This is a genomic window from Saccharospirillum sp. ABV4_185 (assembly GCF_056159245.1).
On the sequence record NZ_JBSWUW010000001.1, the window covers coordinates 147730 to 166789 of the forward strand.

Sequence of the window (19060 nt, forward strand, 5' to 3'; positions counted from 1 at the left end):
CGGTTATCACAGCGCAGCCGGCACGCGTCCCGGCTGCGCGACTTCACTGATTACTACACTTAATGCATGCCATGGATCACCGGCGCGGCGGCCTTTGATGGTGGCGTCGATTTCACCACAGCGCACCAGGCAGTGTTGCCAGTGCTCGAGGCCGGCACGGCGAATGGCTTGTTGGTACGGGCCTTGGCGTTTGTCGAATATACGCAGTCGCTTGAATACCGCCTGCAGTTGCTGGCCGGCCTGTTGCGCTTCGGCCAACTGCACCAGATGACGCAGTTCGCGTGATAACACCCACAGCACGATAGGTGCTTCCACACCTTCGGCAGCCAGCCCTCTCAGCACTCGCTGGCTGCGCGCCAAGTCACCATTTAAAAAGGCGTCGGATAAATCGAAAATATCGAAACGGGCGCTGTCGGCGACGGACTGAATAACGGTATCGAGGTCGATACTGGTGTTATCGCTGAGCAGTAATAATTTATCAATTTCCTGACGGGCGGCGAGCAGGTTGCCGTCCACTTTATCAGCCAATAATGCCAGCGCATCATCGTCGATGGTCAGCCCCTGAGCTTGCAGTCGCTGACGCAACCAGGCGGGTAATTGATGGCGCTCTACCGGCCAGATCGGCAGCCACCAACCCTGGTCGATTACCTGATTAAACCACTTGGCTTTGCTTTGGGTGGCTTCCAAACGGTCCGACTGGACCAACAAAACATTATCGGGATTGGCGTTGGCGGCATAAGCCACCAAAGCTTTGCGACCATCATCTTTCAGTTTGGCGCTGAGCCGAACTTCCAACAGTTGACGGTCACCAAAAAGCGACATCGATTGATTGGCGTCTTGCAATAAATTCCAATCAAAGTTGGTGTCGGCATGAAACACCTGGCGTTCATTGACGCCGGCTGCGCGCGCCGCCATACGCACCTGATCGGCCGCTTCCAGCGTCAGCAAGGGCTCATCACCGCTGATCCAGATAATGGCTGGCAGGTTCTGCTGCAATTGCTGAGTCAGCTGTTGGGCGGTGATTTTCATCAGCGCGACTCCGGCACCCGGTTCAGTTCTGCGTCGGAAATGGCTTCAAGCTGGTCAAGCAAGCGCAAGGCAATACGCTGACGCAGGAAGGATTGGCGCTCGACTCGCGCCTCGTCTTCGTCGACTTCCGGGCTCAGGCTCAAGCGCGTTTCCGAACGAGTGCGGCGATGATCAATCACCGCCACACCCTGAGCATTCACCAGGCTCCATTCGACCTCAAGCGTCAGCACTTCGGCTTCGCTCAATTCAACGTTGGTATCCTCAACACGATGAATCTGCAACAGAGTATCGGCCGGTCCTTCCGACAGCGCCAAGCCATAAATGGCGAAGGTATCGCGGGTAATCAGGTAGAGCTCATCCTGATTACCACTGGCCTGCCACACCAAAGGGCTGAGGCCTTCGGCAAAACGGAACTGGCCTTTCAGCTGATAGCCGCAACCCGTAAGCACTGCGGCCAGCAACACAACCAGAATACTCTGTTTGATCAACGCATTAATTCGCAACGATGTTCACCAACTTGTTGGGCACAACAATCACTTTGCGCACCGTGGCATCGCCGATAAAACGCTGCACATTTTCGTCAGCCATGGCGGCGGCTTCGACGCTGGCTTTGTCGGCATCGGCCGGTACTTCAACACGACCACGCACCTTACCGTTTACCTGCAGCACATAGAGCAGGCTGTCTTTGACCAGCGCACTGTCATCGGCTTGCGGCCAACTGACGTCGAGGATCAAACCTTCATGGCCCAGCTCGTTCCACAGTACCTGAGTGATGTGTGGCACGATCGGCGCCAAAACGCGCACAGCGGTTTCCAGGGCTTCGCTGACAACGGCACGATCCTGGGCGTCTTTGGCTTCAAACTTGTTCACTGCGTTGAGCAATTCCATCACCTTGGCGATGGCGGTATTAAAGGTTTTGCGCTCGCCAAAATCGGCAGTGACACCTACGATGGTTTCGTGAGTTTTACGACGCAGTGTTTTCTGGTCGTCGCTGAGTGCGTCCACATCCAGCTTGGCAATATCACCGCCTTCAACCAACTGATGCACAGCACGCCACAGGCGCTGCAAAAATTTCTGCGCGCCCTGCACGCCTGATTCAGTCCACTCCAGAGTTTGATCCGGCGGCGCAGCAAACATGGAGAACAGACGCAGCGTATCGGCGCCATATTCTTCAATCGCCTGTTGCGGATCCTTGCCGTTGTTTTTCGATTTGGACATCTTCGCCATGCCAGCGTATTCCACCGGCAGACCAGTAGAAATCTGACGGCCGCCAATTACCTTGCCTTTGTCGTCGCGCTGCGCTTCGACATCGGTCGGCGCTACCCAGACGCGACCTTCATCGCCGGTGCGGAACCAGGTTTCCGCCAGCACCATGCCCTGACACAGCAAGTTGGTAAACGGCTCATCGGATTTGACCAGACCTTCATCGCGCATCGCCTTGTAATAAAAACGCGCGTACATCAGATGCATGGTGGCGTGTTCGATGCCGCCGATGTATTGATCGACCGGCAACCAGTAGTTGGCCTCTTCCGGTTCGATCATGCCGTCGTTGTAATGCGGCGTGGTGTAGCGCGCGAAATACCAGGACGATTCCATAAAGGTATCGAAGGTATCGGTTTCGCGTTTGGCCGGTTGGCCAGCCAAGGTGGTGTCTTCAAATTCCGGGTTGTTTTTGATCGGCGAACTGGCGCCATCGAACACCACGTCTTCGGGCAATACCACCGGGAATTCATCGGCCGGTTTGGCTTCGCCATCGACATAAACCATCGGCACCGGCGCGCCCCAATAACGCTGGCGGCTGACGCCCCAGTCGCGCAGACGGTAGTTGGTGGTGACTTCACCCAGGCCTTGAGCGGCCAGCCAGTCAGCGATTTTCTTGAAAGCTTCCTGACTGGTCAGACCATCGAATTCACCGGAGTTCACCACCACACCTTTTTCGGTAAAGGCTTCTTTTGTCAGATCGACAGTAGCATCGCTGCCGTCGGCCGGCGCGACCACCTGCTTGATCGGCAGACCGTAGGCGGTAGCAAATTCCCAGTCGCGCTGATCGTGGCCAGGCACAGACATAACCGCGCCACTGCCGTAATCCATCAACACAAAGTTGGCTGACCAGACCGGGATTTCCTCGCCGGTGATCGGATGAATGGCAACCAAGCCAGTGGCATGACCTTTCTTCTCCATCGTCGCCATATCGGCTTCGCTGGTAGTCATATGGCGGCATTCTTCAACGAATGCCTGCAGGCTGGGATTGTCTTTGGCGGCGGCCGTGGTCAACGGATGGTCGGCCGCCAGCGCCATATAGGTCACGCCCATCAAGGTGTCGGGACGGGTGGTATAGACTTCGACCGACTGGTCGCTGTCTTTCAATTTGAAACGCAAGGTCACGCCCAGGCTGCGGCCGATCCAGTTGCGCTGCATCGCCTTCACTTCTTCCGGCCAGCCCTCGAGCTGGTCGAGTTGCTCCAGCAATTCACCGGCGTAGGCCGTGGTTTTGACGAACCACTGGTCCATTTCTTTGCGTTCCACCGGCGTATCACAGCGCCAGCAGCAACCGTCGTGCACCTGTTCGTTGGCCAATACCGTCTGGTCCACCGGACACCAGTTCACCGCCGAGGTCTTCTTATAGGCCAGACCTTTCTCGACCAGGCGAGTGAAGAACCACTGTTCCCACTTGTAGTACTCCGGCGAGCAGGTGGTGACTTCGCGGCTCCAGTCGTAGGCAAAGCCCAGGGCTTTGAGCTGGCCGCGCATGTGGTCGATGTTTTCATAGGTCCATTTGGCCGGCGCCACACCATTCTGAATAGCGGCGTTTTCCGCCGGCATGCCGAAGGCGTCCCAGCCCATCGGCTGCAGGACGTTTTTACCCAGCATGCGCTGGTAACGGCTAATAACATCGCCGATGGTGTAGTTGCGAACGTGCCCCATGTGTAGCTTGCCGCTTGGGTAAGGCAGCATCGACAGGCAGTAGAATTTCTCTTTGCTCATGTCGACGGTGGCTTTGAACACCTGTTGCTCATTCCAGGTGGTTTGCACCTGGCGTTCAATCGCGGCCGGGGAGTAGTTCGCGTCCATCGGATTCCTGTTGTTCGAGGTCAAAGTTTAAGATCACAGTTTGGAGTCAAAGCTGAAACGGGTGGCAGGCACACACCCGGACGGCTGAGGATACCCGACCAGCGGGCTTTTTTCGACTGGCAGAACGGTCTGAACAGCCTTGGTGAGGATAAAAACGGCGTCAGCCCAGATAGCGCTTCAGCACAGCAACGACGGCGCCGTGATAGACCGCGCCAAAGAGGTTCAGATGGTTCAGCCAGTGGTACAGATTGTACAGCGGGATGCGCTCATCGAAGCCCGGCGCCAGAGTATTCTCTGCCTGGTACGCCCGATAAAACTCAGCCGCAAAACCACCAAAAGCATGGGTCATCGCCAAATCGGCTTCCGCCCAGCCGTAATAACAGGCCGGGTCGATCAGCACTGGCACTGCGGCGGCATCGAAAATCAGATTGCCGGACCACAGATCACCATGCAGTAACACCGGCTTCTGAGCTGGCAACCAATCCGCCAGCTTATCGACCAGACGCTCAGCTGACTGCACTTGCGCAGCGCTTAACAGACCGGCATCGCGGGCGCGTTGCAGTTGGGGTCGGTAGCGTTGCTGCTGATAGAACTCGACGCCGTCAGCACACCAGCGGTTGGTCTGGCGACTGTCACCACAGAAGGTATCGAGGGAAAAACCAAAACGCTCGGCGCTGACCTGATGCTGCTGCGCAAGCTGACGTCCGGCCTGTTGCCAACTCTTCGAACCGGGCTGGCCCAAGGCTATGGCTTCCATCACCAGACGATCGTCCGCCACCGACATCACCTTCGGCACTCGCCAGCCGGTATCGGCCAGAGCTTGCAAGCCGGCGGCCTCGGCGGCGTAAAAACCCGTCGGCGCGGCCTCGTTGTGCTTGACCAACACTGACGTGCCATCCGCCAAACGCTGACATTCAAGCCGGTTCATCGCCAAACCCCCCCGCTTTGCGCAGCACCACCACATCCGCTGCCACGGTCTCCAAGGCAGCAGCGCCCAACCATTGCGCCAGCCAGCGAAAGGTTGCCGGCGCATAGAAAGCAATATGGGTGGGGTCGTGGGTATAACGCCATTGCTGGAAAGCCGCCTGGTCACGTACCTGCTGGGTTTGAATCACCAGTAAACCGCCTGGCAGCAGTTGTTGCCATAAGCTCGACAACACCTGCGCCGGTTGCGCCAGATGCTCAATCACCTCGGTCAAGGTAATAAAATGAAATCGACGCTGTAAAACTTCGCTATCCGGCCGATAGAAAAGATCATATAGCGCAACCGGATAGCCGGCCTCTTCGAACATCGCAGCCAGCGCAGGACCGGGCCCGCAGCCGAAGTCCAGCCCCTGATGGCCTGATGGCATCCGATCGACCACCGCACAAAATGTGCGGCTCAGGAAGCGCCGATAGCCAGCGTCGTCTAGAGTGTTTTCATGTCGGTCGTATTCAGCCTTTTCCTGATCTGCCGAAATATGCTGCTGGATGGGCACGCGCACGAGCTGGCAATGTTGGCAACACCAGTAGTCACGTTTGCCCCGACGGTGCCAGTGTGACGCCTGTGTTGCACCACACAGCGGACATAGATGCGCCTCTGGGGCTGGAATTGGGTGCTTAATATCAACCATGCTAAGAGTCATTTCCGACAGGTCTAATAAGGCTACCAAGGAGTCCGGTATATACGCCATCGCTGCACGCTGCCGGTCTGGTTGGCTGACTTGGGGTCAACAAGGGAAACCCGCTATCGTGCCATTTCGTTCAGTACGTCGTCTTTGGGTAGTGCTGTGGCTTTTACTCGCTTGCACTGCGTTGCCAACCTTGCTCTGGGCTGAAGAACAAAGCCTGGACACACGCAGTTATTGGTTGTCACTGCCTGACGATTGGCAGCCGCAACGACTGGATGCCGAAACCCTGCGCAGCGTCCAGACTGACCTTACCATCAACTGGGATGGCGGTGTCGACTGGCATCTGATGACCTTGCAATCAGACCAGCCCATTCGCCATTTTTTGGACTTCCGTAATTCTTCCGTTATCGGCCTGTTTCATCATTGGGTATTCGATGAAAATGGCCAGCAGGTCGCTGAATTTGAAGGCGGTATTCAAAGCGATGTCTACAACCCTATCTTTCTACGCCACAGTCGCTTAATTGTTCTGCCGCCGGGTCGGTATCAAATCCTGACCCGACTCGACAGCCCCTTCTATCTGGCCGAACCGGTGCCGCATATTTTCCCCTTCGACGGCTATTTGAAGTCGATCAAAATTGGCAACGCCATCACTCTGATTGGCATGGGTATTTTTTTCTCGATGGGCGTCTATTACATCGTCCTGGGTTTAAGCCGACGCCGAATAGGCGACTTTTTTTACGCTGTTTTTATCTGGGGTAATTTCGTCTATAACGGCGCCGCCCTGCTGGTGTTTTCCGATCTGTTTCAGATCAAGAATTTTTATTTAATCAGCATCCCCATTGTGGCCGCATCCAACCCGGCTTATATCGCCTTCGTCATGGTGTTGCTGAACATCAATCGCTACACCTCGCGCACCTTGACGCGCATCGGGCACGGCATTATCGGGCTGTTAATGGTGTTTTGGGTGATCGCCCTGGTGCAGCCGACCTGGTCACTGGAACTGGCGCGTTATGGTGTCGGGCTGTTTGCGCTCTATGGTATCAGCGCGGGCATAACCCGGTTGATACAGGGCAACCGGACCGCGCGCTATTATCTGATCGCCAACATTGCTTTTTTTATTCCGGGACTGATGTCGATTGCCGTTTCCACCCTGGCATTTTCCGAAACCCTATTCGTCGAACACGTCGGGCTCTTTGCAGTCGCCATCGAAGTGATTCTGTTATCGCTGGTCATCAGCCATCAGGTCGGCATGGTTTATCGCGAAAAAGAAGCCGGGCTGTTTGCCACTCAGGAAGCACTGCTGGCCGCCAACCAGGCATTGGAAACCAAGGAACGTTTTCTGGCTAACGTCAGTCACGAATTACGCACGCCTTTAAATGCCATTCAGGGTTCGGTAGAACTGATCGATCAATACAGTTTACCGACCCGAGTTCAGCGTCATATTCAGGCCATTCATACCTCGTCTAATTTCCTGCTTTATCTGATCAACGACATTCTCGATCTGGCCAAGCTCAACGCTAACCAGCTTGATCTGGTCAACGAAGCATTCGATCTCGATGTCGCCATCGACGAACTGGGCGGACTCTATTGCAATGCCTTCAATCGCGACCGGGTTTGCCTGACCATCGATATCGATGCCCGGGTACCTCGGCAATTAACGGGCGATGAGAACCGCATCAAGCAGGTACTCGCCAACCTGCTCAGCAATGCTTTCAAATTCACCGAGCAAGGTGACATCCGCCTGACCATTCGACCACTGGATAACCGGCACCTGGAATTTCGCGTCAGCGACACCGGCATCGGCATCGATGCCGACAAACTGCTGAGCGTGTTTTCCGCCTTCACTCAGGCCGATGCTTCCATCGCCCGCCGCTATGGCGGTACCGGCCTCGGTCTGCACATTGCCTCGAAACTGGTCAACCTGATGGGCAGCGATTTAGGTGCCGACAGCGAACCCGGCCGTGGCAGCCACTTCTATTTTCAACTACCCGATGTTGGCCCTTTTGCCGCGCCGGCGACCACCGTTCAGCCGCTCGGGTTGATCTATGAAAATGAAGAACTGGCAACATTGCTGCAGCAAGATCTGACGCGATTCGGTATGGTACCGGCGGTGCATCTGGCTATCGCCGACCTGCCGGAGCAAAACCTGCCGGCGGTCCAACTGTGGCTGGTCATCGCCAAGAACTTTGACGCTGTGGTACACGAACGGCTGAGCGATACCGCTGTGCCGGTAAAATGGTATGTGCATAACGCCACCGGCTCGGAACACAACAACGACACCATCGATATCGAACTGCTGCCCTACGCCCGCATGAGTCTGGCGCATCTGTTGGAAACGCCGGCGGCGATCGAGCCACCGGAACAGGTCAACCGACTGCTCAGCCAGATGCAGATCGTGGCCGTCGATGACAACCTGGTGAACCTGAAAGTACTGATGGGCATGTTGCGCCGGCTGAATGTTGACTGCGTCGGTTTCGAACGCCCCGAAGAAGCCATCCGCTACATCGGCTCGAACTTCCCGGATATTGTGCTGATGGACGTGCAAATGCCCATCATCGATGGTCTGGAAGCCACGCGGCACCTGCGTCAACAAGGCTTTCGCCATCCGGTTATTGCCTTTACCGCCAACGCCTCCGATCATGACCTGGATAACTGCAGCTCGGCTGGCATGAACGATGTGCTGGTCAAGCCCATCAAACTGGAAGATTTGAAACGCATGTTATTGAAGTGGTCAGATTCGGTCAGCAAGCGCTGACTTCTGACTGGGAAGTAACCGTTGAAAAGGAAAGTCTATGAACGCTTCGAAGTGGTCACTGATCTGGCCAATGCTACTGACGTTTTTAGTTCCCATGGCCGCTGCCTGGTTTGCCTACCCGACGCATCTACCGCCGAGTTTTGGTATCTTCCCGCCGGTCCAGGTGCCCGGTACGCCTGGCTTTAACCTCATCTATTTTATCGCCGTCTCGGCGGTCGCCCTGTTTATTGCCGCGGTCTATATCCTGCCCAAGCGTTTTGGTTTTTCTGGTAGTGAACCGACCGCAGCACCAGCCAAAAAAAGCCTGCCCTGGTGGTTCTGGGCCGGCGGTGCGGTGATGCTGTTTTTCTGGTGGCTGATGTGGGCCCGACCACCGGCTCTGGGCACTCTGGTTTACTACGCCTTCAGCCCGCTGTGGTGGGGCTTTATTGTTATGCTCGACGGCATTAATTATCGGCAGAACGACGGCAAATCATTGCTCGCCACCAAACCGGGTTTGATGTCGTTCAGTGCTTTGACTTCGGTCGTCGGCTGGCTGTATTTCGAATTCTACAACTTCTTCGTGCAGTCCAATTGGTATTACCCCAATGGCCATATGGAAGAGCTGCCGCACAGCCTGATCGTGTGCATGTATCTGGTCGCCTACAGCACGGTGTGGCCGGCCATTATGCAATGGTTCAACCTGCTCAACAGCTTTCCCAAACTGGTGGCGCGTTACCAGAATGGTCCCAAATGGAGTGTCAAAGGCAATAACCTGATCATCTTTGGCGTCATCATTATCGTCCTGCTGGTGTTCTTCCCATTCGGCATGTTCTGGAGCATCTGGATCGGCCCGATGGCAGTGATCATCGGCATGATGCAGCGGCTGAATATCTGGACACCTTTCTCTGCCATGGCCGAAGGCAACTGGTCACCGACCCTGTTGATTGCGCTGGCGTCGATCTGCAATGGTTTCTTCTGGGAACTGTGGAACTACGGCAGTGCCAACCCCGACCTCGGTTACCCGACCAACCCGCATTATTGGAACTATGACGTGCCCTATGTGAACGTCATTCATATTTTCTCGGATATGCCGCTGGTGGGTTATTTCGGCTACTTACCTTTTGGTTTGCTGGTCTGGGTCTTTTTGATCTGGGCGGGCCAATTAATGGGCAAAAATACCGATCTGTATTTGCACGATCAGTCACGTTAGCCCCTGATCTCTGAATCCAGCCCTGCAATGGGCTGAGATACCTTCCCCATAAAAAAACGCCCGATACACCGGGCGTTTTTTTATTTTGCACAGCCGAATGAACCCAACGGGCGCGTTTTGTCTTAACCATCGGCCGAAAAACCAATTATTTGCGAAAAATCAAACGTTTACCTGAAAAAACAACGTTAATTTAAACGAAAAATCAAACGGGCGTGATTGAGAATGCACCAGTGCAGTCGCTGTTGCCTGAAACGAATGTCTGAAACGAACGCTCAAGCCGGTTCCAGTATGACGAAAACGGAAATGACGCTGTAGGCCCGGAGCTTGACCCGCGTCTAGAAGCACGCCGGCAATAACCACGCTATTTCAACAGAAAAATACCAAAAAAATGGGCCGCGATGGCGGCCCATTTTCATCATCGCGCCTAGCGTTATTTCAACGGGCTGCGACCTTTGCTCGCGGCGATGCGCATGCGCAAGGCGTTCAGTTTGATAAAGCCTTCGGCGTCTTTTTGGTTGTAAGCACCGGCGTCGTCTTCGAAGGTGGCGATGCTTTCATCGAACAGGCTGTCGTCGGACTGACGGCCGGCGATGATGACGTTGCCTTTGTACAGCTTGACGCGCACCTTGCCGTTCACGCGCTCCTGAGAGGCGTCGATCATTTCCTGCAACATGCGCCGTTCCGGGCTCCACCAGTAGCCGTTGTAGATGACTTCGGCGTACTTGGGCATCAGTTCGTCTTTCAGGTGCGCGACTTCGCGATCCAGGGTGATGGATTCAATGGCGCGGTGCGCCTTGAGCATGATAGTGCCTCCGGGCGTTTCATAGCAGCCGCGTGACTTCATGCCGACGTAACGGTTTTCGACGATGTCGAGACGGCCGATGCCGTTGTCGCCGCCGACCTTGTTCAGGTAGGCCAGCACTTCGGCCGGACTCATGCTCTTGCCGTCGATGGCGACGATGTCGCCTTTCTCGTAAGTCAGTTCCAGGTAAGTCGGGCTATCCGGTGCTGCTTCCGGGCTGACCGACCAGCGCCACATATCTTCTTCGGCTTCGGCCCAGGGGTCTTCCAGAATGCCGCCTTCGTAGGAGATGTGCAGCAGGTTGGCGTCCATGGAATAAGGCGACTTTTTGCCTTTCTTATTGAAGTCGACCGGGATGGAATGCTCGTCGCAGTAGGCCATCAGTTTTTCGCGTGAATTGAGGTTCCATTCACGCCAGGGAGCGATGACTTTCACGCCCGGTTTCAGCGCATAGGCGCCGAGTTCGAAACGCACCTGGTCGTTGCCTTTGCCGGTGGCGCCGTGGGCGATGGCATCGGCACCGGTTTCGTTGGCAATTTCGATCAGGCGTTTGGCGATCAACGGACGGGCGATGGAGGTGCCCAGCAGATATTCGCCTTCGTAAATGGTGTTGGCGCGAAACATCGGATAGACGTAATCGCGCACAAATTCTTCGCGCAGGTCGTCGATGTAGATTTCTTTAATGCCCAAGGCTTGGGCTTTGGCGCGCGCCGGTTCGACTTCTTCACCCTGGCCGATATCGGCCGTAAAGGTGACGACCTCGCAGTGGTAGGTTTCCTGAATCCATTTGGCGATGACGGAGGTGTCGAGGCCACCGGAGTAGGCCAGAACGACCTTCTTGATATCGGACATGATTGCTCCCAGGGCTTATTACAGGCGGTAAGAAAGGCGCCCTATTCTACGGCCTTGGCGGGCTGGCCTCCAGTGCATTCCCAGCAAGAGTGCATGTCACTGGAGGCTTTTGCGGATGGTTTTGGCGCTCAGTCGTCTTCTTCGACCGGCGCTTCCATCTCCATGTCCAGTTCTTTGATCTTGCGGGTCAGTGTATTGCGGCCCCAGCCGAGCAGTTCGGCGGCATCGCGACGGCGGCCGGCGGTATGCTTGAGTGCGGTTTCGATCATGATGCGCTCAAAACTGGGCACGGCGTTATCCAACAAACGGCGTTCGCCGCGCGCCAGTTCGCGGTCAGCCCAGTTGCGCAGCGCCTGTTCCCAGTTTTCGCTGGCCACCGGCGCCTGGGTTTCATCCAGCAGTTCCGGCGGCAGGTCTGACACCAGCACCTCACGACCGGACGCCATAACGGTGATCCAGCGGCAGGTGTTTTCCAACTGGCGGACGTTGCCCGGCCAATCGAGGCGGCTCAAATAGGTTTCGGTTTCCGGACGCAGGGATTTCGGCTCCACATCCAGCTCTTCGGCGGCTTTATGCAGGAAGAATTCGAGCAGGCGCGGAATGTCTTCACGACGATCGGCCAGACGCGGCAGATGGATACGGATGACATTCAGTCGGTGGAATAAGTCTTCGCGGAAACGGCCTTCTTTAACCAGGTTTTCCAGATTCTGGTGCGTCGCCGCGATGATGCGTACATCGACTTTAACAGCGGTATGACCCCCGACTCGGTAGAACTCGCCATCGGCCAGCACACGCAACAAACGAGTTTGGGTTTCTGACGGCATATCGCCGATTTCATCGAGGAAGAGCGTGCCGCCATCGGCCTGTTCGAAGCGACCCCGGCGCTGCCCCTGAGCACCGGTAAAGGCGCCTTTTTCGTGACCGAACAATTCCGATTCCATCAAATCGCGCGGAATGGCGGCCATGTTCAAGGCAATAAAAGGGCTTTCACGACGCGGGCTGTGACGGTGCAGAGCGTGCGCGACCAACTCTTTACCGGTGCCCGATTCACCGTTGATCAACACCGTAATATTCGATTGCGACAAGCGGCCGATGGCGCGAAACACTTCCTGCATCGCCGGCGCTTCACCGATGATTTCGGTGTTACCCAAGGCCGGCGCTGGCTCGGCCGACGCCTGCTTTTGGCGGGTGTGTTCGATGGCACGCTCGACCAGCGAGACGGCTTCTTCGACATCGAACGGCTTGGGCAGATATTCGAAAGCACCGCCCTGGAAAGACGCCACAGCGCTGTCCAGGTCGGAATGGGCGGTCATGATGATGACCGGCACCTGAGGATGATGATCGTGAATGCGGCTGAGCAGTTCCAGACCGTCGATGCCTTCCATGCGCACGTCGCTGATGATGGCATCGGGCGGATCCTGGTCGATCTTGCGTAACAGCGCTTCACCGGTTTCAAAGCTGCGGCTGTCGATGCCCTGCTTTTCAAAGGCTCGCTCCAGTACCCAGCGAATTGACCGATCATCGTCGACGATCCAGACGCGATTAAGACTGCTCATTGAGCCCCTCCAAAGGTAAATAGACGCTAAAACGAGTCGAACCCGGTACTGAATCGCACTCAATCACGCCCGCGTGATAATTGATAATCTGCTGGGCGATGGACAGTCCCAGCCCAGTGCCCGATGGCCGTCCCGAAATCATCGGGTAAAAAATCTTCTCCAACATTTCCGGCGGAATGCCCGGTCCGTTGTCCAGCACATCCAGCCGCACCACCAGTCGATAGCGATGCTGACGGATGGTGAATTGCCGCACCGTGCGTGTGCGCAAGGTGATGGTCGGCTTAACGATGTCGTTTTCCAGCAGCGCCTGGAGGGCGTTGCGGGCAATGTTCAACACCGCCTGAATCAATTGCGCTTCGTCGGCTTCCATATCCGGAATACTGGGGTCGTAATCACGCACCAGTTCAATCCGGTCGCCGCTTTCCACGTTCAACAGCGAATAGACCCGCTCGGCAATCTGGTGAATATTGACCGGCATCTTGTTCGGCACCTGATGGCTGCCCAACATCCGATCCACCAGATTGCGCAGCCGGTCGGCCTCCTCGATGATCACCTGGGTGTATTCCTGCAAGGAGGCATCGGGCAATTCACTGGCCAGCAATTGCGCCGCGCCGCGAATACCGCCCAAGGGATTTTTGATTTCATGCGCCACACCACGCACCAGATGGCGCGTGGTTTCGGTCTGTTCGATCAATCCCTCATCGCGGCTGATGCGCATGGCACGATCGGCCGGCAACATCTCGACGATCAGATGTAACTGCTCGTCTTCCATATAGGGCGTCACCATGAAATCGAGCGTCATGGCTTCGCGGTGTACCAATTGCCACTGCGCCGAGCGCACCGACAAGGTGGTACCTTCATCAACCGCCGACATCAGCACTTCCCGAATCTCAGTCGGGTTCACAAAGAGTGCATAGAAGGGCTGGCCGAGCACCTGCTTGCCCGAGCGGATAAGCAATAACTCCGCCGACGGGTTGACGTGTTCAACGATCAGCTTGTCGTCCAGTTGGATGACAGCGGTGAACTGATGATCCACCAACTGGCGAAAAAAATCGGTGTCTGGCACAAAAAATTCCTGTGGATCCAAGTGCGCTCGCGAGCCGCAGGCAGCTGTACGCAAGAAGCAGGCCATTGAACGCAGAGATTTAATGCACGATTTCGGGGCTTCTCAAAATTATAGTGCACCAAAAGTGCTCTTATTGATAAAAATTCGAACCAAAATGGTGCGTTTTGAGTTGAATTAACTGAGGACTGCTCGAAGTTCGAACTTACCGGCTTTCGTTTATACTCGAACGTCAATCCGCGACCGGTGTGCCAGATGGATCAGAAGTACCCGCTCAGACTGCTGGATAATGCCTGGCAACTCAGTGCCCGCGGGCAAGGACAAATCTTGCTGTTTGCTGATGCCAACGGTGCCAGCCTGGGCAGCTTGGTGAATGGTTTCCATCCCAACCCGACGCCGCGTCGCTTTCATTATCAACTCGGTCCGGATGCGGCTTTTTATGGCTATTACCCGCTGCTGGATGTGGTGTCGCACCTGTACAGCGAACGCGGCCCGTCCGATCTGGACAGTTGGTTTGCCGAACTCAACATTTACCCGCCCAATCGCACCATTTGGCGCCAGTTACTGGTCGATCACTACCTGCGCCGCCCGCCTTTGTTGCTCAAAGACCACGTTATTCAACAATCCTTAAGTATGGGTGACGATCTGGTGCGGCTGCTGGCGGCGCTCACCGCCGAGCGCCCGGTGTTGATTGCGTTAACCGGTGGTCACTGGGCGAGCACGTCGCTGCAACAATGGCTTGGCCGACAACGACCGACGCTGGCCGCTAAGGTGATGATCCTGGTCGCCAACGATGCCGACCAATTACCGCTGGTCGACAACATCGCCCAGGAAGCACCGCCGGGCCATGCCGTCAGCCAGGCGGGCTGGTTGATCGACCTGCCGCCGAGCAACAGCAGCCTGCCCAACTGGCCGCTGCTCGACCCGATCAAGAGCGAGAGCATTCCCACCCTGATTCAACAGGCACTGCAAAACCACGCCTTGCTGTGTCACGAAGAAACGCTGGCGCTGTGTGACCAGATCAACCAGATGCTGGACGAACGCCAGATCATTCTGGTCAACGATCACCGCTACGATTTACTGCTGCTCGAAGCCGAGGCGCTGTTCTACAGCGACCGTTACAACGGTGCCATCACGGCGCTCAATGAGTTGCTCGAACTGGCGCGTCAGGAAGGTGATGCGCTGTGGCAGTTCGATGCTTATCTGCGGCTGGCCTGGTGCGGTCTGCACAAATATCGCCTGGGCGATGCCTGGCAGATGATCAAACACGCTCAGTCGGCGTTGCAAAGTGTCGAGCGACAAAACGCCGATTGGCTGCTGCGCGAACGCCAATGGCTGCTGCTGCAAGCCCTGCTCTATGGCCAGGAACATCGGCGGCTGCCAGAGACCAGTCAGCATCGGCTGGAAGCCTTGCTGCCGATGGAGCGCAACGACGATTTCCTGTACGCCTTTCGCTTTGCTCAGGTCAGTTGGGCATCGAGCCTGAGCCCGAGTGAACTGACCTATTTGCGCAAGGCGCTGGTCGGCAGCCTGGGATGGGCCCGCCGGCTGAACAACAAGGTCGCGGCGATCAAGGTACTGCATTCGATGGCGACCCTGGCGTCACGCGTCGGCCGTCACAACCGCGCGCTGCGTTGTTTGTATCTGGCGCTGCATCTGGCTGAAACACTCGACTCACCCAGCCACGATGTACCATTGCTCAGTGCCCTGGGCTGGTTGCGACTCAACCAGAACGAACTGGCCGCCGCGCGCGATACCTTTCAGGCGGCGCTGCAACGACTGCAACAAACCACCAACTATCATCAGGTGGCGATCACCCTGAACAACCTGGCCTGGGCTTATTTTGTCGGCGCCAACCTGCCGGAATGCGACCGCCTGCTCGGCACCGCCATTCGCTTATGTCGCAGCCGCGGCTTCCGCAGCCTGCCCTACCACACGCTCGACGATTTATTGTTGCACCAGGCGCTGTGTCGTTTTTATCAGGGCAACAGTGTGCTGGCGCAACGCACCTTGCATGAGATTGACCACCGCCATCACAACCTCAGCGCCAAAGGTGAATTGCTGCATTCGTGCCTATCGCTGTATTTCGCGCGCGCCGAGAACGACAGCGCCGCCCTAGCCCTATTGACCGAGCGACTGAACGCCCAGATCGAAACCGAGCTGGAAATACCGGCCTATCAGGTCGATATCGTGCGCCATGCGCGTGGCGAACCCAGCCAACAGCTGACCTGGCTGAATCATGACATGAGCTCGGCCAATGCGTTGTCGAGCCGACCGGTTGATGTGGTGTCGCTGCTGCGGTCGGCAGAACTGGAAGGCGAGGTGGAAAAGCTGCAACAGCGGGTGCGTGATACGCGCTTGCTGTCGCATCTGAGTGCTCAGGCCAATGCCGCCACCGACGCCGGCCGGCTGACCGAAACCCTGGTCCGCCAGCTCAGCGCTCACCTCGACTGCGATTACGTCGCCATCGAACTGCGGCCTCAGGCTTATATGTCGCCCACTTTTCACAGCCACGGCCTGGATGACATCAACGCCGAGCGGCTGCATCAGGTCCTGGCGATGCACAAGCTGACCCGTGGACGGGTGCTGCTGAATTTGCGCGATCTGGATATGGAAGGCTTTGAAACCGGCGCGCTCTACATCAACTCGATCAGCCTGCCCAAGCACGACTTTGGCGACCTGGTGTTGATGACGCGTGACCCTCAGGGTTTTGAAGAATCGGTGTTGCGCACCACCGCCATGCTGGCGGCGCAATTGGCCGCCGCCATTCAACGACTGATGCACGAACGCGAGCTGCAGTATTTGTCGTCCACCGACATGCTGACCGGACTGATCAACCGCCAGGCGCTTTATCCGCGCTTGGAAGAAGAGTTATCGCGCACCCGACGGCACTCGAATTATCGGTTCTGCCTGGCGTTTCTCGATCTGGATAATTTCAAATACCTGAACGACCACTACGGCCATAATCTGGGCGATCAGGTGTTGCAGGGTTTTGCCAAATCGCTCGATGACCACAGCCGCGCCGAAGATTTGGTTGCGCGTCTGGGCGGCGATGAATTCGTTATTCTCTTTCCCGGCCAGACCGCCGATCAGGTGGAGCAATTCTGTCGCCGGCTGCTGAAACAATTCGGCAGCACCAAGGCCGTACAACAAACGCTGAAGCGCTTTACCGGCCAGTCTTTGAAGTTATCCAGCGAACGCCGTTTGGGCTGTTCAGTCGGCATTATTGAACTGGATCGTGACACCGTACCACGCTCCGTTGATGCGCTATTGAACCAGGCCGACCAGGCCATGTATGCGGCCAAAAGCCAGGGCAAAAACCAAGCCGTGGTGGTGCCTTTTAACGCAGCGCTGGACGATAGCGTTCGATAAAACCACGCACCTCAGTATTCACTTCAGCGGCCACCGCATAATCGGCATCGGCCAACACCAGCGCCAGCAAACGCTTCCCCACACCGCGACCCCGCGTCGCCGCCCGCACCGCAAAGCCAACAATGAGGTCATCCTGCAACATGGCCACGCCAACGATGCGTTCGTTAAAGCGGGCAACGATGAGCGCCACCGATGCCGGATCGGCCAGCCAGCTTTGCCAGGCGCGACGATATGACGCGCAATCGCTCTGTTCCGCCGCCAGGCGTTCAAGCTCGGCCAGATCGCGTTCAGTGGGTTGAGTCAGTGACTGTGCAGTGACCGGCATAACGGCCTCCATGGGTGGTTTGGCGCGCAGCATACCGATATACTGGCGCCTCGCAAGCGGGCGCAGACTTGCCCGCTCCCGTCGACCCAAAATGTAATTTCGAGAGTGTCCTATGAGTCGCCAGGCGACGATCGAACGCAACACCACCGAGACGCGCATCCGTGTCAGCATTAATCTGGATGGCGATGGCCAGGCCAAATTCGATACCGGCATGCCCTTCCTCGAACACATGATGGATCAGATTGCCCGCCACGGCCTGATCGATCTGGACATTCTGTGCCAGGGCGACAACCACATCGACGACCACCACAGCGCCGAAGACATCGGCATCACCTTGGGCCAGGCCATGGCCAAAGCCGTGGGCGATAAAAAAGGCATCACCCGTTACGGCCACGCCTATGTGCCGCTCGATGAAGCCCTGTCACGTGTGGTGATCGACTTCTCCGGTCGTCCGGGCCTGTTCTACGACGTGCCTTTTACCCGCGCCAGCGTCGGCGGTTTCGATGTCGATCTGTTCCGCGAATTCTTCCAGGGCTTCGTCAACCACGCCCAGGTATCGTTGCACATCGACAACCTCAAAGGCGCCAACTCCCACCACCAGGTGGAGACCGTCTTTAAAGCCTTCGGCCGGGCGCTGCGCATGGCATTGTCGGCCGACGAACGCATGGCAGGCGTTACCCCTTCCACCAAGGGTGTGCTCTAAGCCAACCGCAAACGGCCGGGCGCCAAGCCCGGCTAACACCATCACTTTTTGAATAATGAGGGCAACGTGAGCGCCACACTGCTGACCGTGATCGACTATGGCATGGGCAACCTGCATTCGGTGGCCAAGGCACTGGAACACGTTGCACCCGCTAACGTTCATATCGAAGTCACCGACAACCCCGAACGCATTCGTGAAGCCGAGCGAATTTTATTGCCCGGCGTCGGCGCGATTCGCGATTGCATGGCAGAAATTCGTCGTCAGGGTGTCGACTTACTGGTCGATGAAGCCGTGCGCGACGGCAAACCCCTGCTCGGCGTTTGCGTTGGCATGCAGGCGTTAATGGCGCACAGCCTGGAAAATAACGGCATCGATTGTCTGAACTATTTTGATGGCGAAGTGCGCCGCTTCCGCGATGGTGCTGTTGACCAACAGGGCCTGCCGATGAAAGTGCCGCACATGGGTTGGAACAACGTCGAACTGAACATCGACCACCCCTTATTGGCCGGTATTAACAGCGGCGATCGTTTCTATTTTGTGCATTCCTACTACGCTGATGCTCACCCGGAATACACTGCAGCGACCTGCGAATACGATGCGACGTTTGCGGCAATGATTTATCGCGACAATATTTTCGCCACCCAGTGCCACCCGGAAAAAAGTTTTCCCGCTGGACTGACATTGTTGAAAAATTTTGTCCGCTGGAACGGCCAACAATAAAAGCTGTAT

Annotated in this window: 14 protein-coding genes; 5 read left to right on the forward strand and 9 right to left on the reverse strand. The window is 56.5% G+C overall.

Translation table 11 applies throughout. The features are described 5' to 3' along the window. Positions 1–6: 6 nt before the first annotated feature. The 5 genes from holA to ACXAE6_RS00680 all read right to left on the reverse strand — a co-directional run bounded on the left by holA (position 7) and on the right by ACXAE6_RS00680 (position 5579). A complete protein-coding gene (holA, locus tag ACXAE6_RS00660; RefSeq protein ID WP_475143149.1) occupies positions 7–1029 on the reverse strand; it encodes a DNA polymerase III subunit delta in 1023 nt (340 codons plus the stop codon). Then, entirely contained in the window at positions 1029–1532 is a 504-nt protein-coding gene (locus ACXAE6_RS00665; protein WP_475143153.1) for an LPS-assembly lipoprotein LptE, read from the reverse strand. Before ACXAE6_RS00665 ends, holA begins: the two co-directional genes overlap by 1 nt. Beyond that, complete coding sequence (gene leuS, locus ACXAE6_RS00670) at positions 1522–4101, reverse strand: leucine--tRNA ligase (RefSeq protein ID WP_475143156.1); 2580 nt, start codon at positions 4099–4101, stop codon at positions 1522–1524. Before leuS ends, ACXAE6_RS00665 begins: the two co-directional genes overlap by 11 nt. Before the next feature lie 160 nt (positions 4102–4261). Further along, a complete protein-coding gene (locus ACXAE6_RS00675) occupies positions 4262–5029 on the reverse strand; it encodes a fructosamine kinase family protein (protein WP_475143158.1) in 768 nt (255 codons plus the stop codon). After that, positions 5016–5579, reverse strand: a complete 564-nt coding sequence (locus tag ACXAE6_RS00680; RefSeq protein ID WP_475143160.1) for a class I SAM-dependent methyltransferase — start codon at positions 5577–5579, stop codon at positions 5016–5018. The genes ACXAE6_RS00675 and ACXAE6_RS00680 overlap by 14 nt, the downstream gene beginning before the upstream one ends. Positions 5580–5832: 253 nt before the next feature. Here ACXAE6_RS00680 and ACXAE6_RS00685 point away from each other — a divergent pair, with 253 nt between their 5' ends. Both ACXAE6_RS00685 and ACXAE6_RS00690 read left to right on the forward strand, forming a co-directional pair. Further along, a complete protein-coding gene (locus ACXAE6_RS00685) occupies positions 5833–8466 on the forward strand; it encodes a hybrid sensor histidine kinase/response regulator (protein ID WP_475143163.1) in 2634 nt (877 codons plus the stop codon). Positions 8467–8503: 37 nt separating this feature from the next. Then, positions 8504–9658, forward strand: a complete 1155-nt coding sequence (locus ACXAE6_RS00690) for a mechanosensitive ion channel protein MscS (protein WP_475143165.1) — start codon at positions 8504–8506, stop codon at positions 9656–9658. A 430-nt stretch (positions 9659–10088) separates the two neighbouring features. On the opposite strand, the gene ACXAE6_RS00695 is transcribed toward ACXAE6_RS00690, so the two are convergent. From ACXAE6_RS00695 to glnL, 3 genes are all read right to left on the reverse strand, one after another. Further along, positions 10089–11312: an argininosuccinate synthase gene (locus ACXAE6_RS00695; protein WP_475143167.1), complete on the reverse strand. Its 1224-nt coding sequence runs from the start codon at positions 11310–11312 to the stop codon at positions 10089–10091. 128 nt (positions 11313–11440) lie between these two features. Further along, positions 11441–12868 (reverse strand): nitrogen regulation protein NR(I), encoded by a 1428-nt coding sequence (gene ntrC / locus ACXAE6_RS00700; RefSeq protein ID WP_475143170.1) that lies wholly within the window; start codon positions 12866–12868, stop codon positions 11441–11443. Next, the gene (gene glnL / locus ACXAE6_RS00705) at positions 12855–13934 is read right to left on the reverse strand and encodes a nitrogen regulation protein NR(II) (RefSeq protein ID WP_392800179.1); all 1080 of its coding nucleotides are present in this window, start codon (positions 13932–13934) and stop codon (positions 12855–12857) included. The genes ntrC and glnL overlap by 14 nt, the downstream gene beginning before the upstream one ends. 252 nt (positions 13935–14186) lie before the next feature. On the opposite strand from glnL, the gene ACXAE6_RS00710 reads away from it, so the two are divergent. Beyond that, positions 14187–17303: a diguanylate cyclase domain-containing protein gene (locus tag ACXAE6_RS00710; protein WP_475143176.1), complete on the forward strand. Its 3117-nt coding sequence runs from the start codon at positions 14187–14189 to the stop codon at positions 17301–17303. Here ACXAE6_RS00710 and ACXAE6_RS00715 read toward each other — a convergent pair. Continuing rightward, complete coding sequence (locus tag ACXAE6_RS00715; protein ID WP_475143178.1) at positions 17272–17628, reverse strand: acetyl-CoA sensor PanZ family protein; 357 nt, start codon at positions 17626–17628, stop codon at positions 17272–17274. The two genes, ACXAE6_RS00710 and ACXAE6_RS00715, sit on opposite strands and share 32 nt — an antisense overlap. Positions 17629–17740: 112 nt before the next feature. Here ACXAE6_RS00715 and hisB point away from each other — a divergent pair, with 112 nt between their 5' ends. Together hisB and hisH are read left to right on the forward strand one after the other, a co-directional pair. Next, positions 17741–18331, forward strand: a complete 591-nt coding sequence (gene hisB, locus ACXAE6_RS00720) for an imidazoleglycerol-phosphate dehydratase HisB (RefSeq protein ID WP_475143180.1) — start codon at positions 17741–17743, stop codon at positions 18329–18331. 102 nt (positions 18332–18433) lie between these two features. Next, on the forward strand, positions 18434–19051 hold the full coding sequence (gene hisH / locus ACXAE6_RS00725) for an imidazole glycerol phosphate synthase subunit HisH (RefSeq protein WP_475151682.1): 618 nt from the start codon (positions 18434–18436) through the stop codon (positions 19049–19051). The last annotated feature ends 9 nt before the right edge of the window (positions 19052–19060 follow it).

What these genes read in the sequence shown, in the direction of transcription:
- ACXAE6_RS00710 (WP_475143176.1), top strand. Translation starts at nt 14,187, where the DNA reads ATGGATCAGAAGTACCCGCTCAGACTGCTGGATAATGCCTGGCAACTC.
- holA (WP_475143149.1), bottom strand. Translation starts at nt 1,029, where the DNA reads ATGAAAATCACCGCCCAACAGCTGACTCAGCAATTGCAGCAGAACCTG.
- hisB (WP_475143180.1), top strand. Translation starts at nt 17,741, where the DNA reads ATGAGTCGCCAGGCGACGATCGAACGCAACACCACCGAGACGCGCATC.
- leuS (WP_475143156.1), bottom strand. Translation starts at nt 4,101, where the DNA reads ATGGACGCGAACTACTCCCCGGCCGCGATTGAACGCCAGGTGCAAACC.
- ntrC (WP_475143170.1), bottom strand. Translation starts at nt 12,868, where the DNA reads ATGAGCAGTCTTAATCGCGTCTGGATCGTCGACGATGATCGGTCAATT.
- ACXAE6_RS00695 (WP_475143167.1), bottom strand. Translation starts at nt 11,312, where the DNA reads ATGTCCGATATCAAGAAGGTCGTTCTGGCCTACTCCGGTGGCCTCGAC.
- ACXAE6_RS00675 (WP_475143158.1), bottom strand. Translation starts at nt 5,029, where the DNA reads ATGAACCGGCTTGAATGTCAGCGTTTGGCGGATGGCACGTCAGTGTTG.
- ACXAE6_RS00715 (WP_475143178.1), bottom strand. Translation starts at nt 17,628, where the DNA reads ATGCCGGTCACTGCACAGTCACTGACTCAACCCACTGAACGCGATCTG.
- ACXAE6_RS00690 (WP_475143165.1), top strand. Translation starts at nt 8,504, where the DNA reads ATGAACGCTTCGAAGTGGTCACTGATCTGGCCAATGCTACTGACGTTT.
- hisH (WP_475151682.1), top strand. Translation starts at nt 18,434, where the DNA reads ATGGGCAACCTGCATTCGGTGGCCAAGGCACTGGAACACGTTGCACCC.